Below are 15076 nucleotides of genomic sequence, written 5' to 3'. Positions count from 1 at the left end.
GGGGAGACGGCCCGGCCTTTTCAGCAGTGAGGGAGGTGCTTACTGCACTTCCACCGCCAGGCTTTCACTGATCTTTTGCTGCCAGATCGCAGGACCGGTGATGTGTACCGACTCGCCCTTGCTATCGACCGCAACGGTCACAGGCATGTCTTTGACGTCGAACTCGTAGATCGCTTCCATGCCCAGTTCGGCGAAAGCCACCACGCGGGATTTCTTGATGGCTTGTGCCACCAGGTAAGCCGCGCCGCCGACAGCCATCAGGTAAACGGCTTTGTGGTCTTTGATCGCTTCGATGGCGGTCGGGCCGCGCTCGGATTTGCCGATCATGCCCAACAGGCCGGTTTGCTCGAGGATCTGACGGGTGAACTTGTCCATCCGCGTGGCAGTGGTAGGACCGGCAGGGCCAACCACTTCGTCACCGACCGGATCAACCGGGCCGACGTAGTAGATGAAGCGACCTTTCAGGTCCACCGGCAGGGTTTCACCCTTGTTCAGCATCTCGACCATGCGCTTGTGCGCCGCGTCGCGACCGGTGAGCATTTTGCCGTTGAGCAGGACGGTTTCGCCCGGCTTCCAGCTCTGCACGTCTTCCGGGGTCAGGGTATCAAGGTTGACGCGACGGGCCGACGGGCCGGCTTCCCAGACGATTTCCGGGTAGGCGTCCAGCGGTGGCGCTTCCAGCGAGGCCGGGCCGGAACCGTCGAGCACGAAGTGCGCGTGACGGGTGGCGGCGCAGTTCGGGATCATGCACACCGGCAACGAAGCGGCGTGGGTCGGGTAATCCATGATCTTCACGTCGAGCACGGTGGTCAGGCCACCCAGGCCCTGGGCGCCGATGCCCAGTTGGTTGACCTTCTCGAACAGCTCCAGGCGCATCTCTTCGATACGGTTGGACGGGCCGCGCTTCTTCAGCTCGTGAATGTCGATGGATTCCATCAACACTTCCTTGGCCATGACGGCGGCTTTCTCGGCGGTGCCGCCGATGCCAATACCCAGCATGCCCGGTGGGCACCAGCCGGCGCCCATGGTCGGAACGGTCTTCAGTACCCAGTCGACGATCGAGTCGGACGGGTTGAGCATGGCCATTTTCGACTTGTTCTCGGAACCGCCACCCTTGGCCGCCACGTCCACTTCCACGGTGTTACCGGGAACGATGGAGTAGTGAATCACGGCCGGGGTGTTGTCCTTGGTGTTTTTGCGAGCGCCCGCCGGGTCGGCGAGGATCGAGGCACGCAGGACGTTTTCCGGCAGGTTGTAAGCCCGGCGCACGCCTTCGTTGATCATGTCGTCCAAGCCCATGGTGGCGCCATCCCAACGAACGTCCATGCCCACGCGCACGAACACGGTAACGATACCGGTGTCCTGGCAGATCGGGCGGTGGCCGGTGGCGCACATGCGCGAGTTGATCAGGATCTGCGCCATGGAATCGCGGGCTGCCGGCGATTCTTCACGCAGGTAGGCCTCGTGCATCGCCTGGATGAAATCCACGGGGTGGTAGTAGGAAATGAATTGCAGGGCGTCGGCAACGCTCTGAATCAGGTCGTCTTGCTTGATCACGGTCATGAGTCGCGCTCCTCTAAAAGACGGGAACATTCAATAAGGTGCTTGCAGCTTGGGTGCATCGGTCGGTTGCAAGCACCTTTCAAGGCACGCCGGGCATGCTGGCGCGACGCTAAAAAGGCGCGGCAGTATAGCGCGCCTCGGTTCGGTACACACCCGCCAACAGTCAAACGTTGGTCGCATAGGTCGGGAGGTTCTGATCGCCAGTTATCGCACGACGCGAACCCGTAGGAGCTGCCGAAGGCTGCGATCTTTTGACTTTGCTCTTTTTGAAGTGCCGAAGAGCAAGATCAAAAGATCGCAGCCTTCGGCAGCTCCTACAGAGGCAAGTCAGTCATCGTTCTGACGCCAGTTTTCTGCCCCGAAAATTGAATGGTCATTTATCAGACTCGCCACTAAAGTGGCATCCGGCCTGTAGAGTAGGACACTCGATCAGCCTCCTTTCCCACGGTGAATCAACGATTGACCCATAACGCCATCCAGCGGCTTTTGCTCAAACGCTTTGCCCTCGCAGCTGGCACCTACGCCCTGGCTTTGCTGCTGCTGTGGCTGGCGTTTTTCACCGGTCACTACCAGGAATCCGTCAGCGGCATGGCGATCGGCAGCGCGTTGGTGGTGCTCAGCCAGGCGGTGTTGTTCGCGGTATTCTCCAGCGGCTGCAACCTGCGGTTTTCCGACCCGAGCCTGACCGAAGCGCAAATACTGCTGGGGCTGGGTTGGCAAACCTGGCTGATCGCCCATCTGGACGAGGCGCGCGGCGCGTTTCTGGTGTTTTACCTGTTGATTCTGTTGTTCGGGTTGTTTCATCTTTCGCGCACGGCTTTCGCCCGTTGCGCGTTTCTGGTGTTTTTCAGTTTCAGCGCCCTCACCTTGTGGGAGGGCTACCACTTTCAGCTGCCCGACCCGACGTTGGCGCTGTTGCAGGTGTGTGTGCTGTTTGTGGTGCTCGCGTGGCTGGTGCTTTACGCCCGTTACGTGCAGATGTCGCGCCAGCGTATACGTCAGCGGCGGTTCGCCTTGCAGGCGCACCAAGACACCCTGCGCGGCATGATGCGCCAGCTCGAAGGCCTGGTGGCGACCGACGAACTCACCGGGCTGTTCAACCGCCGGCACTTCCTGCGCCTGGCCTCCCGCGAGTTGAATGCCATGGAAGCCGACGTGGTGCATGGCCTGGCGTTGATCGACCTCGACCACTTCAAACGCATTAACGATGTTCACGGCCATGCCGCCGGCGATCAGGTGCTGCAAGCGTTTGCCGCAGTGGCCACCGCCTGCCTGCGCGATGGCGATATTCTGGCCCGCTACGGCGGCGAAGAGTTCGTGGTGCTGGTGCCCGATTGCGACGCCGAGCGCCTGACGGCATGTTGCGAGCGGTTGCGTATTGCCTTTATGGATGTCGAGTTGGTCGGCCTGAATGTGCGCAACCTCAGCCTGTCGGCGGGCATGACCCTGCTGCAATTGGGCGATGACCTGGACGACGCCTTGCACCGCGCCGATCAGGCGCTCTATCGCGCCAAGCGTGACGGCCGTAACCGTTGCGCGGCGGCCTGGGAGAATGTCGATGCCTGAATTACGGGTCGGCGAACGCCAATGGACCGTGGCGGCGGGGAGCAACCTGCTCGATGCCTTGAATCAGAACGGCGTGTCGGTGCCCTACAGCTGTCGCGCCGGCAGTTGCCATGCGTGCCTGGTCAAATGTGTCGAGGGCTTGCCCAGCGACAGCCGTCCCGATGCCTTGAGCAATGAGCAGCGTCAGCAGGGTTGGCGGTTGGCCTGTCAGTGCCAGGTGGTCGATGACCTGCAAATCGAAACCTTTGACCCGTTGCGTGATGGGCTTGCTGCGCAGGTAGCCGCCAGCGATTGGCTGAGCCCCAGCGTTTTGCGTTTGCGTCTGACCAGTGAGCGACCGTTGCGCTATCAGGCGGGGCAGCACCTGGTGTTGTGGGCGGGTCAGATTGCGCGGCCGTATTCCCTGGCCAGTCTGCCGGAAGAAGACCGTTTTCTGGAGTTCCATCTCGATTGCCGTCAGCCGGGGGAATTCAGTGATGCGGCGCGTTGCTTGAAAATCGGCGATCCGATTCGCCTCGGCGAGTTGCGCGGCGGGGCACTGCATTACGACCCGGACTGGCATACCCGACCGCTGTGGTTGTTGGCGGCCGGCACCGGTCTGGGGCCATTGTTCGGTATTTTGCGTGAAGCGTTGCGTCAGGACCACCAAGGCGCCATCCGTGTCATTCACCTGGCCCATGACGCAGAGGAGCATTATCTGGCCAAACCCCTGCAAGCCATGGCCGATGGCCGTGAAAACCTAAACGTCGAGCTCTGGACCGCGGCCGAGTTGCCCGCGGCTTTGGCGCAACTGCGCCTTGTTTCGCGGCAAACCCTGGCCTTAGTCTGCGGGGCCCCCGACAGTGTCGACGCCTTTGCCAGGCGCCTGTACCTGGCCGGTTTGCCGCGCAATCAACTGCTGGCGGATGTGTTTCTACCCCGCGGTTGAGCGCTGATTTTTGTGGCGAGCGAGCTTGAAGCGGTGTTGGCCAAGGCGCGGGAGATGGCGTTGCGATTTGAATCGTTGCCAGCGGAGGCGGTGCGCATCAGCAAGCAATTGATGAAAGCCCCGGATCGGGAACAGTTGCGCAAGGTAATAGAAGAAGAGGGCGCATTGTTCACCCAGCGGCTGCGTTCGCCGGAAGCGATGGCGGCGTTGTCAGGGTTTCTCAACAGGCATTGAATTTGCGGTGACAGGGCGGGCCTCTTCGCGGGCAAGCCTCGCTCCTACAGGTTTTGTGTTGAAATTCGATTTTGTGGACACCCGCCATCCTGTAGGAGCGAGGCTTGCCCGCGAAGGCGTCAGCCAAGACAACAATTTTTCAGGATCAAAAACCAAAAAGCCCCGCCATTCACATGGCGGGGCTTTTGTTTTACAGCGCTGCGGTACTCAGACCATCTTGTCGCCAACGTGCAGGATTTTCATCCCGTTGGTGCCGCCGGTGGTGTGGTAGCTGTCGCCCTTGGTCAGGATGACCCAGTCGCCTTTCTCCACAACACCGCGTTTGAGCAACTCGTCGATCGCGGCCTGGCTGACTTGCTCAGGCGGCAGCGATGCCGGGTCAAACGGTACGGTGTAGACGCCACGGAACATCGACGCGCGGGCCTGGGTTTCGCGGTGCGGAGAGAACGCGTAGATCGGCACCGAAGAACGGATGCGCGACATGATCAACGGCGTGTAGCCACTTTCGGTCAATGCGATGATCGCTTTCACACCCGGGAAGTGGTTGGCGGTGTACATCGTTGCCAGTGCGATGCTCTCGTCGCAACGTTCGAACGTTTTGCCGATGCGGTGACTGGAGGACTTGCTGGTCGGGTGCTTTTCAGCGCCGATGCAGATGCGCGCCATGGCTTGCACGGCTTCCAGCGGATACAGGCCCGCAGCGGATTCAGCCGAGAGCATTACGGCGTCGGTGTAGTCGAGCACGGCGTTGGCGACGTCGGACACTTCGGCGCGGGTCGGCATCGGGTTCTGGATCATCGACTCCATCATCTGGGTCGCGACAATCACCGCCTTGTTGTGGCGGCGTGCGTGCAGAATGATTTTCTTCTGAATGCCCACCAGCTCGGCGTCGCCGATTTCCACACCCAAGTCACCACGGGCCACCATCACCGCGTCGGAGGCTTTGATCAGGCCGTCGAGGGTTTCGTCGTCGGCCACGGCTTCGGCGCGTTCGATCTTCGCCACCAGCCAGGCAGTACCGCCGGCTTCGTCGCGCAGTTGACGAGCGTATTCCATGTCGGCGGCGTCACGCGGGAAGGACACCGCGAGGTAGTCGACTTCCATTTCCGCAGCGAGCTTGATGTCGGCCTTGTCTTTCTCGGTCAGGGCCGGTGCGGTCAGGCCGCCACCGCGACGGTTGATGCCTTTGTGGTCCGACAGCGGGCCGCCGATGGTCACGGTGCAGTGCAGTTCGGTGGCGGTGGCGGTATCGACGCGCATGACCACGCGACCGTCGTCGAGCAGCAGCTCGTCGCCCACGCCGCAGTCTTTCACCAGGTCGGGGTAGTCGATGCCGACCACTTGCTGGTTGCCTTCGGTCAACGGATGGCTGGTAGAGAAGGTGAATTGATCACCGATCTTCAGCTCGATCTTCTTGTTGGCGAATTTGGCAATACGGATTTTCGGGCCTTGCAGGTCACCCAGCAGGGCAACGAAGCGGCCGTGCTTGGCAGCGAGGTCACGCACCAGCTTCGCGCGAGCCTTGTGCTCGTCGGGGGTGCCGTGGGAGAAATTCAGACGGGCGACGTCCAGGCCAGCCAGAATCAGCTGTTCGAGAACTTCCGGCGAGTTACTGGCCGGGCCAAGGGTAGCGACGATTTTGGTACGACGGACGGACATGCAAAGACTCCTGAGTTCAAGCGCTAGCAGAGGCTACTATGGTCCGTAGGTGTAGTCATTGTTCGTTTGCACTACTTATTGTTTTCTTTATTGAACGGTACAGCTTGGTGCAAATGCTCCTGAAGATTTCTGGCCACGGGTCGATACAGAGCGCAAGACAGGAGATCCCCCATGCGATTCGTGCTCATTGCCGTTCTTGCCCTCAGTGTTGTGGGCTGCACCCGTTGGTCGATGAACCATCATTTGAATAATGCCTACAGCGCCTATGACCGTGGCAACTGCGAGCAAGTGATGCTCGAACTGTCCAAGGTCGAGCGCGCCAGTCGCGCGCGGCCGTATGTGTGGCCGGAAGTGTCGATGATGCGCGGCCAGTGCCTGGAACGACAAAAGCTGTTTATCGATGCGGCCCAGACATACGAATTCATCATCGCGTCCTACCCGCAAAGCGAATACGCCTACCGCGCCCGTGCCCGTCTGGAAACCTTGCAGAGCCTGGGGCACTACCCGACCCGCAGCGCGGCGGCCGTGCGCCCGACCCGGTTCTGATTGAAGCGGCTGGCTGACCGGCGGCGGTGAGCTATAGTCGAATAAATCGATTTAGAGCCTTGCTTCTAATCGAGGTAACACCTGTGATCGGCAGCAGTAAGCGACAGCGGATGAATGGACTGTCGCACCAGGATCGGGGAGAGCGCGGCTTATGCCTATCAAGTCATAGAGCAGGCCCGTTCCGAAGCATTAGTGCGGCCCTGCTTAAGGGCCTTGCGTAGCGAAATCAGCATGTTCACTGACCGCCGGATCGAGCGGCATCAACTGCCGTATTTTCTCAAAGTGTTCAACAGCGTCACCGACAAGCCCATTGGCTTTCTGGGCAATCTGTCCCAGGACGGGCTGATGTTGATCAGCCAGTTGCCGATGATGGTGGGCGCCGATTTTGATCTGCGCCTGAAAATCCCCATGGACGGCCATTGTCAGCAGGTTATCGACCTCAGCGCCTGCTGCCTGTGGTGCCACGAAGACGCAACCCCCCACCACTATGACGCCGGGTTCAGCCTGCAACGGGCACCGCCGGAGTATGGGCAATTGTTAACGGCGTTACAGCAGTACTTCAGCTTTCAGCCGTTGCCGGCTTCTGCCTGAAGGCTGCGGCGCTTTCACTATTGCCATCGCGAGCAGGCTCGCTCCCACAGGAGATTTGCGTTGAACACAAAAGTTGTGATCAGCGCCTATCACTGTGGGAGCGAGCCTGCTCGCGATGGCGTCAGTACAGACGCCCGACGTCTAAAGGTCAGGCCGGCTTAATCGCCCGCTCGATATCCAGCGACCGCTCCGCCAGCATCAACCCCATCTCACTCATCTGATAAATCGCCATCGCCAGATGCCGCTGTTTGTCTTCCAGGCTGTCCGCCAGATCCAGCAGCAAAATGCTTACCGAGGAAAAGGTTTCATAGGTCTGGATGATCAGGGCTTCGGGGTTTGCATCAGGTACCACGGTGAACATTTTCATGGCACGGTCCTGGGATGAGCGCAGCGATTCGATGTCGGGTTTGAGGTAATGGTCGAGGGCCTTTTCGGCGGCGGCGTGGAGCTTTTTTGAATCGAGGGTGGCGTAGGGAGAAACCGGGTCGGTTTCGGGGGGGTTGGGTGTGGCTTTGAACATGGTAAATCTCCTTGTTGGAGCTACCACCGGCTCGCGACTAAACGAGGGGGTGGCGGCTGTACGCAGGTTAGTCGACCGGGAGGAGATATGAAAAACCGGCGCGCCCGAGGGCGCCCTGCGCACAGCCACCATCAAGTGCGGGGATAGGGATTACCCGACTGGATGACGCCTTATGCACATTCATATCACCTCCGGGCGACTAAACCCGGCCGCTGATTGGCAGCGACGCGGATCAAGTTACGGGGCAATACCAAAGCGCACAAGCCGGCGGATTCTGAGTGATGTGTAGGCAACGGCGCAAGCCGCTGTAGCCGCGTGTTCACGACTGAAGGACGTCAGCATATTGCGGCGTGGGAAAAGTTACCGCTTGTCGGGACTGTCAGATCTTACAGGTGTCAGTTCGTGTTTTACGGTTCTTAAATGAAGCACCCACGCGCCGACGGTATGTAGAAGGAAGCTCAATCATGTCCGAGCAAAAGAACCCAGGCTCCAACCCTCCAGAAGATGGCCAGTTTCCGGAGGACCAACACCCTTTCCTGAATCCCGATGAGCCGGGTATGTTAGTCGCGGACCTGGAGTATGAGGCCGGCAGAGGTCCACTGTTAGTGGATACCACGATGGATTTCAAGTTTCGCATCCCGGTGAACGATGGCCATTACCACAATGTTCATCTGGATTTTCATGGACCCGATAATTACTACCGGCGTATCACTGCAAGTGCATGGTTGGGTGGCGTCTGGCACAGTATTCGGGTCGAAAACCTCCCTGAGAGTGATCTGCAAGTCAGAGTTGATGGAAGATGGGATTACATCGATCAATGGTCAAGGTGGACACCGCGGACATTACTGGTCAGAAAGGCTGCTCGCATCGCTAGCAATCGTACTGTAACGACCACAGTGCCAGGCCTCGCCGGCAAAGGCAGCAAAATCACGCTTGTACGTCCCAATTCAGGCACTGTGCTGAGCACAACGACCATCACTGACGGCTACGGGCATTGGACTGTCACGCTTCTTGGTAACGTCCCCCAGGGTTTGCAGGGTTTCATCATCCGCGAGGAGTATGGAAATACGCAGGGGCGCTACGCGGGTACAGCGTCACTCACTGTACTCAAGCCTGTAACGCTCACGCCGTTGCCCCAAGTTATCAGTACACAAACGCCGCAAATTGCGGGCACAGGTGGTCTACACCATGCGATGACGAGAGTGGATGTTTACATCAAAGACACGTCGACCAAGGTATTGGCGGACGCAAAGATCGAAATTGATGGGACATGGGGTGGTACCAGCACCCACACGTTTGCGTTCGGGAAAAATTATTCGCTGGTCGCCCGTCAAAGATACGAGGGCGCAACATCTGAGCCATCCGTCCACCGCAATTTTTACGTCATTGACTGGCCCCGAATAACGTCTCCGGGATCAATGCAAACGGTGGATATGACGTCGACGTTCACAGGCACTGTCGCTGCTGGCATCTCCAGCGCTGTTGCTGTGCGTTCGGAAAACACCCAGGCTCAAATCAGCACTTCAGTCAATGCCGCCACGGGCGCATGGTCTGCACCTTTTACGCTGACCCCTGGCCCGCATTCGATTGTTGGCACACACACCTATTTGGGGTTGACATCGACAAACAGCCAACCCTTCGGCATACGGGTACGCACGGGCAAACCGACGGTCACATACACGCAAGCCAATGAAACGATCACATTTTCCGGCACCGGCCATTTCGACGAGAAACTCAAAACCGAAATCCAGTTCACCATCGTCGCAAGTCCAGTCCAACCACCGCCGGCTGCGCCTCAAAATGTCGAGGTGCAGAGCAACGGCACTTGGCAAACCACCGCCACGGGCTGGGAATTTGGCACCTACAAATTAAGGGCCGTTCAGAGGATCAGAGACAACGCCGGCGGCTGGATCGATTCGCTGCCTTATGAATTTACAGTCAACAATGTGTTTCCTGATGTCAGTGACCTGAAATACACCCCGGACTATCGGCCGACCTTCAGTGGCAAAGGTTTTAACGGAGCAAGGGTAGAGGTTCGCAAACCCCATAGCGATGACCTGGTTGCGCCCGAGAAACCTGTTGCCGGTGGCCAATGGTCAACCCAGGCGTTTGAACAATGGGGACCCTCGTTCGAACGGCAAGTCCGTATCAGGCAGGTTTTCAAGGAACACGAATCAGACTGGCTCGTTCTCAAAGTCACGATACTTCCACGCAAACCAACGGTGGAGGAACCGCCCAAAGAGGGGCTTTCGCCCTTGTTTCGCGGCACCTGCTGGGCAAACGCCTCGGTGACCATCCGATTCAGCGATGACGAAAACAAGACCTATCCAGGCTTAGTCGACGGTGAGACCTGGAGCTTCCAGCGACTTGACGAATTCACCGAGGGCGAACCCTACACCATCATCGTGACCCAGACAGTGGCTCCCCAGACATCAGAACCTGAACGCAGAAACTTCACGGTTTCGGCGCCGATGCTCGCACCAGTGATCACCCAGCCAATAAACGGCTCGAAAGTCGGCAGCGTTGTGAAGGTCGAGGGCACGCAGGGTATGGCCGGGGCCACTCTGCAGTTGCGTGATAAACGTTTCGATCGTCCGTTGGGGGATCCGAAAGTATTGAGCCAGGACGGCGACTGGTCGATTGACCTGAGCCTTCAGGATTTCAGGCTCTACACCCTCGATGCACGGCAGACATTGAAGGGGCGGCCATCGGCTTATAGCGAACAGCGCACGTTCGAGGTGGTGCTGCTGCCCCCCCAAATTATCCAACCATCGAAAAACGGCAAGTTGCCACGTACCGCAATGCTCAAGGGGACGGGGATGAAGGACGGGCTTGTCGAGGTCTGTCTGGAGGGCCTTGCCGAACCACTGCTCACGAATGTCATTGTGGACCCGGACGGCAATTGGCAAGCCGAAGTGACATTGCCGGTGGGCAGCAAAACCATTTGGGCCCGGCAAACGTTCATGGATGAAAACGGCAAGCTGCAAGAGTCGAAAGACAGCGAGCCGTTGCAATATGACGTGGTCCCGGCCGCTCCCTTCATCGAAACCCCGGTTGAGGGCGATGCCATCGGGCGGCAGGTGGTGGTGTCCGGTTTTGGTGTGCCGGGCGATACCGTCACGGTGACGCTGGTCGGTGCCACGCGCTCAGAGCCGGCAAGCGCAATCGTGCAGGAAGATCGCACCTGGTCGGTGATGCTCGATGCCGGTTTACTCGCTGGGGGGCGTTACCGGTTGGAGGCGGTAGCGTCATTGGGAGAGTTCGAATCGTTTGAGACACAACACCCAGTCGTGTTGGGTACTTTTTTGCCCACCCTTGACGAGCCCGCTGCGGGCCAGTGGGTCAGTTATCCGGTTCAGTTTGCCGGCCGAGGCCGTCAGGGCGTTGGGGCCGCCGTGAGCTGGTACAACCCGGATGTGCAGTGGGTGCCGCAGTTGCCCGTGACCAATGGACAGTGGCGCGGTGAGTCGACGCAGGCACTGCCCGAAGCGGGTAACTGGTACCGATTCAGGCAAACCCTCACCGACGGTGCGGATGACGCGACGATTTCCGATTGGGCCGACAGCGCGCGTTTTGAAGTAGAGCCCGCACGCCTGCCTTCGGAAAAAACCTGAGAGCACGCTTCCGACGAACGGTCATCAGAACTGTCAGATCTGACAGTCGACGTCCCCGCTGCCGAAGCGCTAAATCGTACTCACTGAATGCGCAGCCTGACGAAGGACGTCAGGTTGTGCGGGCCAGTTGTCGCCTAAAGGAACCTGATCATGGTTGATTCGCGCCGTCCCGCCCTGCAACTGGTCGATCAGTTGTTCAGCGAGGAACAACAAGTACAAAACATCGGATTGAAGAACCTCCAGACTTACCTGGAAAAAGGTGGGTCGATTTTTCCATTGGTGGAGAAGGGGGTTCAAGGCCTGGTCCGGGAGCAGCGGCTTGGCCCGGATGACGCGCAACGATTTTTACGCGGGGCCAACAGCATGGCCACGTATCTGCGTCGCCAGTTTATCGAGCAGACGCTGACAGGCAACAAGCTCGCAGCCACACGCAGCTCGAGCGGTTTGTTATCGATCGTTGATGGTCCAAATTATCACGGTCTGATCGGTACCGATTTTGCGGCCCTCTGCCCGTCAGATGCTCTGGAGTCCATCACGTCGCCGGTGGCGTACCTGATCGAGTTGTTGCGCTGGATTCGTGACCGTATCGAGCATGAGAACCAGGAAGAAAAATATCAGTTGCATCAGCGCCGTACGGATTTGCTGTCGCTGGATGTCGACTTCAACGCGGTCTATCAGACGGTATCGTCGGTAGACATCATCGTCACGGTACTAGAGGGGTTCATTGCGGCGAACACGCAGGCCGAAACAGCTGAGTCGATTGAAGACGCGTTGATCCAGGCCCGCTACCCCAATGGCCTGCCGTATTACCAGCATTGGGTCACGATTGATGGCATCGCCCAGTCTCATGGCCTGTCGGTGGGGGATTTCGAGCACCGGGTTGACCTGGCTTACCCCTATTTTCTGCAAGCCAATGCTCGAGGTGCCAATACCGGCCGGGGTTTTGCCCATGCTTCGCGGCTTGGCCCTTATCAGCGCCTGTTGCTGACAGAGGCGCGTGCGGACTTTGAGGAGCGTGAAGATTTTTTTGCCCGCCACTTCGGTACCAATAATCTCGATAAGTATCAAAATCTTAACCAGGTGGTTTTTTTTGGTGAGCGCACGAAGCTGGACAGCCGGCAGATCGAAGCCTTGCTGTCGGTTGGCGACTTTGCCCCGGTGCGCTCAGCCAATGTGACCTATCCGGAAAAGAAACCCGAGCATCCGGAAAGCGAACATTCGGGGTCGATCTACATCAACAACAATACTGCACCAGCGGTGCGTATCGATCCTGCATCAGAGCCTCGCCATCGATTGACGGCAAGCACCGACGACCTCATCGGTTTCAAACGCTATGACCGGATAAACCAGATGGTGCGCCTGGCCAACTGGACCGGATTGCCGTTCGACCAGGTGGATGCAGTGTTGGTGGCCGCCATCAGGGCAACAGCGCTCGGCAATTCGCCGAAATTCGTTCCGTACGAGATGGATATAACGAGCGGCGCCGTGCATGCACTTGGGCTATTTCAGACGTTGCGCGAGCGCTACGAATGCACCGCCGCGGACTTTGCGGTGTTTATCGGTGAGCTGTCGGTTTACGGTCGCGGCGAAACGCTCTCAAAGTTCGATCAGGTCTTCAATTTTCAAACGGATTATCGCGAGCCCTTGAGGCTCGACAACGGTACGTTTGCGGTGACACCGACGCCGGGCGAGGTTGATTTGACGATCAGCCAGCTGTGCAGCGGCTTGGCGATCGATCCGCAGACTTATTACTTTCTGGCAATGACGGTGGCCAGGGCTCATGGTCTTACTGACGCACTAACCCGCAGTCCGGCGATCATCTCAAGTTTTTACCGCTTGGTGAGACTACCCCGGCTGTTGGACATCACACCGGTCGAAGGTGTGTTGATGCTGTCGGTGCTGGGCGGGGATGACTGGGTTGATCGCTTCGCAGGCATTCCTGCTATTCACAACGTGCCGGACGGTTTACCGGATGTGCTGGAACTGATCGAAGCCATGCAAAGTTGTGTGCAGTGGTGTGCGCAAAACAATCTGCCGGTGTTGTGGGCGCTGCAGCACGCGGTCGATGCGCTACCGGCGCAGGAACCGTCCGAACAGGATCTGCAGTTTTTCGAGCAGATTCGCAATTTGCTGCCGACCGCATTGTTGTCCAATAGCGTTTTTTTGATGGCGGGCGTGCCGTCTGCCGGGGCTGCCGACTGGCTCGAGTTCCTGGCGACATCCGCCGATAACCTGGATCCGATAGTCGACACCTATGGTCTGGTATTGCCCCATGAGGGAACAGGCGAGCAGTACCTCGCCGTTGTCCGCGCGAAAATCACCTGGGCGGTCGACAGTGCCTTGGGTGTGATCGAGCCGTCATTGCGCCAGAACATCATCGACAACATGGTCAGTGTGTTTTTGCAGGTACGCGATGCTCAGGCGTCGCTGTTGAAAGAAACGCTGGCGGTGTATGCCGGAGTCGGCGTGGAGCAGGCAATACCGATTCTGAACTGGGCAAACGCCACGGTTCATCAATTGCTGCAGCAAGTGCTTGAACGAACCGGTACGGGTTCCGAGACGCCAGGCCGGGGACATAACCGCAATGCCAATGCGCTGCTCGATCTGTTGGCTGAAGTGAGACGGCGCAGTGAGGTGGTGTCGACGCTGGGGTTGAGTGCCACGCTGTTGCAGGACTATCTGGATTACGGCTACAAGGCCTGGCTCAGTCAGGACGACAAGTATGCGTTGACGATGCGCACACTTTATTACCTGACGACACTCACCCGCGCCTTCGCCTTGGGTGAACAGCCGGCGCAGAAACTGTTGGACTACCTGCGTCAAGTCAACGCGTTGCCGGATGTCACGGGTGATGCAAGGTGGCTGGCGCAACAGGCCGCCGCCATCAAGCTGGCCGATTTTTTTGGCTGGAGCGTGCAGGAAGTGCGCGAGTGTGTCAGTCGCATCGACCCCACCGACCTCAAAGTGCTGAAAAATCTCAGTCAACTCGATCTGTTGATGCGCGTCCGGGTGCTGTCCACCGAGAGCGGTATGGATGCGTTGACGATTTTCCTGATCGGCAATCTGCCCGAAACCTTCGATAAACCAGCCTATACCGAAGCCGCCGAACGTGCCCAGCTGGACGCATCCCGTGTGCGGGCGCCAATGGTGCATGTGCCGGGCGACCTCCAGGGGCTGGTCACGATCACGTGCGTAGTGGAGGGTGACAGCACCGTCGTGGCCAACAAGCCAGGGGAAAAAGTCACCTATAAAGTGACCCTCAATAACACCGAAGGAGCGGCGCTTAGTGGTGTCAACGTTTATTGGCGCGCCACTCTGGGCACGATTGAAACAGGCGCGACCGAGATAGACGGAACGCTTCTGGCCACGTTTACCCCCGGCAAGGTCATGGGCCGCGACACGCCACTGTTATGGCTGGACTTGTTTGAGCCGCAGTACGCCCCTGCTGTCCAGATCGACGCCGATTTCGCTTCGCTGTCTTTCCCGCTTGCAGAACTGTCACCAACGCCCTTGGGGGAAGTGCCGAAAGGGCAGGAAGTCGAACTCTACGCAGTGCTGGAGGACCGCTATGGGAACCGTGGACAAAACTCGCTTGTGGAGTGGCATTGGGAGACCGTCCCCCCCGCAAAACTCGATGACGCCACTATCCGGCCAGCGCAAGGGTTCACCGATCAGCAGGGGCTCACGCGGGTCTTTGTGTCCAGCAAGACGGGCGGCACCTTCCTTTTCGGTGTTCGCACTCAGTCTGGCGAGGGCGAAAGAGTTTTTGTCGACCCCATCAAATTTGCCCGTGAGTAGCTACCGGGGCGAGCGGTATTGCTTGTCGAACGTTTGTCCCCGGGTCATACCCCAAGG

9 protein-coding genes and 1 pseudogene are annotated in these 15076 nt (G+C 58.7%); 7 read left to right on the top strand and 3 right to left on the bottom strand.

Annotated elements, in window-relative coordinates; all coding sequences use genetic code 11:
- Positions 1 to 39 precede the first annotated feature (39 nt).
- On the bottom strand, positions 40 to 1563 hold the full coding sequence (locus tag ACYZT2_RS22335) for a fumarate hydratase (RefSeq protein ID WP_461967401.1): 1524 nt from the start codon (positions 1561 to 1563) through the stop codon (positions 40 to 42).
- A gap of 459 nt (positions 1564 to 2022) precedes the next feature.
- Between ACYZT2_RS22335 and ACYZT2_RS22330 the strand changes: the two genes are divergently transcribed.
- From ACYZT2_RS22330 to ACYZT2_RS22320, 3 genes and pseudogenes are all read left to right on the top strand, one after another.
- Complete coding sequence (locus tag ACYZT2_RS22330) at positions 2023 to 3129, top strand: GGDEF domain-containing protein (RefSeq protein ID WP_461967399.1); 1107 nt, start codon at positions 2023 to 2025, stop codon at positions 3127 to 3129.
- A complete protein-coding gene (locus ACYZT2_RS22325; protein ID WP_461967397.1) occupies positions 3122 to 4057 on the top strand; it encodes an iron-sulfur-binding ferredoxin reductase in 936 nt (311 codons plus the stop codon). The genes ACYZT2_RS22330 and ACYZT2_RS22325 overlap by 8 nt, the downstream gene beginning before the upstream one ends.
- Positions 4058 to 4084: 27 nt before the next feature.
- Positions 4085 to 4291 (top strand): annotated as a pseudogene (locus ACYZT2_RS22320) (enoyl-CoA hydratase); the annotation flags it as partial.
- A 207-nt stretch (positions 4292 to 4498) separates the two neighbouring features.
- On the opposite strand, the gene pyk reads toward ACYZT2_RS22320, so the two are convergent.
- Positions 4499 to 5950 carry a pyruvate kinase gene (pyk, locus tag ACYZT2_RS22315; RefSeq protein ID WP_461967395.1) on the bottom strand — a complete coding sequence of 484 codons (1452 nt, stop codon included), beginning with the start codon at positions 5948 to 5950 and terminating at the stop codon, positions 4499 to 4501.
- Positions 5951 to 6121: 171 nt separating this feature from the next.
- Here pyk and ACYZT2_RS22310 point away from each other — a divergent pair, with 171 nt between their 5' ends.
- Both ACYZT2_RS22310 and ACYZT2_RS22305 read left to right on the top strand, forming a co-directional pair.
- Positions 6122 to 6496 carry a tetratricopeptide repeat protein gene (locus tag ACYZT2_RS22310; RefSeq protein ID WP_461967393.1) on the top strand — a complete coding sequence of 125 codons (375 nt, stop codon included), beginning with the start codon at positions 6122 to 6124 and terminating at the stop codon, positions 6494 to 6496.
- A 231-nt stretch (positions 6497 to 6727) separates the two neighbouring features.
- Positions 6728 to 7087 carry a PilZ domain-containing protein gene (locus tag ACYZT2_RS22305; RefSeq protein WP_461967391.1) on the top strand — a complete coding sequence of 120 codons (360 nt, stop codon included), beginning with the start codon at positions 6728 to 6730 and terminating at the stop codon, positions 7085 to 7087.
- Positions 7088 to 7235: 148 nt separating this feature from the next.
- On the opposite strand, the gene ACYZT2_RS22300 is transcribed toward ACYZT2_RS22305, so the two are convergent.
- Positions 7236 to 7607, bottom strand: coding sequence for a DUF6124 family protein (locus ACYZT2_RS22300; RefSeq protein ID WP_461967389.1), 372 nt, complete (start codon positions 7605 to 7607; stop codon positions 7236 to 7238).
- Positions 7608 to 8071: 464 nt separating this feature from the next.
- On the opposite strand from ACYZT2_RS22300, the gene ACYZT2_RS22295 reads away from it, so the two are divergent.
- Positions 8072 to 11221, top strand: coding sequence for a hypothetical protein (locus tag ACYZT2_RS22295; protein ID WP_461967387.1), 3150 nt, complete (start codon positions 8072 to 8074; stop codon positions 11219 to 11221).
- A gap of 150 nt (positions 11222 to 11371) precedes the next feature.
- Positions 11372 to 15019 (top strand): Tc toxin subunit A, encoded by a 3648-nt coding sequence (locus ACYZT2_RS22290; RefSeq protein ID WP_461967385.1) that lies wholly within the window; start codon positions 11372 to 11374, stop codon positions 15017 to 15019.
- Positions 15020 to 15076: the final 57 nt, after the last annotated feature.

The organism is Pseudomonas sp. MDT1-85 (assembly GCF_054898065.1).
Note: the sequence above shows the minus strand (reverse complement) of the source record. Positions and strands in the feature narration are given on the sequence as shown.

Bases quoted from the DNA above. Each gene is read 5' to 3' on its own strand.
- ACYZT2_RS22335 (WP_461967401.1), bottom strand. From the start codon at position 1,563: ATGACCGTGATCAAGCAAGACGACCTGATTCAGAGCGTTGCCGACGCC.
- ACYZT2_RS22325 (WP_461967397.1), top strand. From the start codon at position 3,122: ATGCCTGAATTACGGGTCGGCGAACGCCAATGGACCGTGGCGGCGGGG.
- pyk (WP_461967395.1), bottom strand. From the start codon at position 5,950: ATGTCCGTCCGTCGTACCAAAATCGTCGCTACCCTTGGCCCGGCCAGT.
- ACYZT2_RS22310 (WP_461967393.1), top strand. From the start codon at position 6,122: ATGCGATTCGTGCTCATTGCCGTTCTTGCCCTCAGTGTTGTGGGCTGC.
- ACYZT2_RS22305 (WP_461967391.1), top strand. From the start codon at position 6,728: ATGTTCACTGACCGCCGGATCGAGCGGCATCAACTGCCGTATTTTCTC.
- ACYZT2_RS22300 (WP_461967389.1), bottom strand. From the start codon at position 7,607: ATGTTCAAAGCCACACCCAACCCCCCCGAAACCGACCCGGTTTCTCCC.
- ACYZT2_RS22295 (WP_461967387.1), top strand. From the start codon at position 8,072: ATGTCCGAGCAAAAGAACCCAGGCTCCAACCCTCCAGAAGATGGCCAG.
- ACYZT2_RS22290 (WP_461967385.1), top strand. From the start codon at position 11,372: ATGGTTGATTCGCGCCGTCCCGCCCTGCAACTGGTCGATCAGTTGTTC.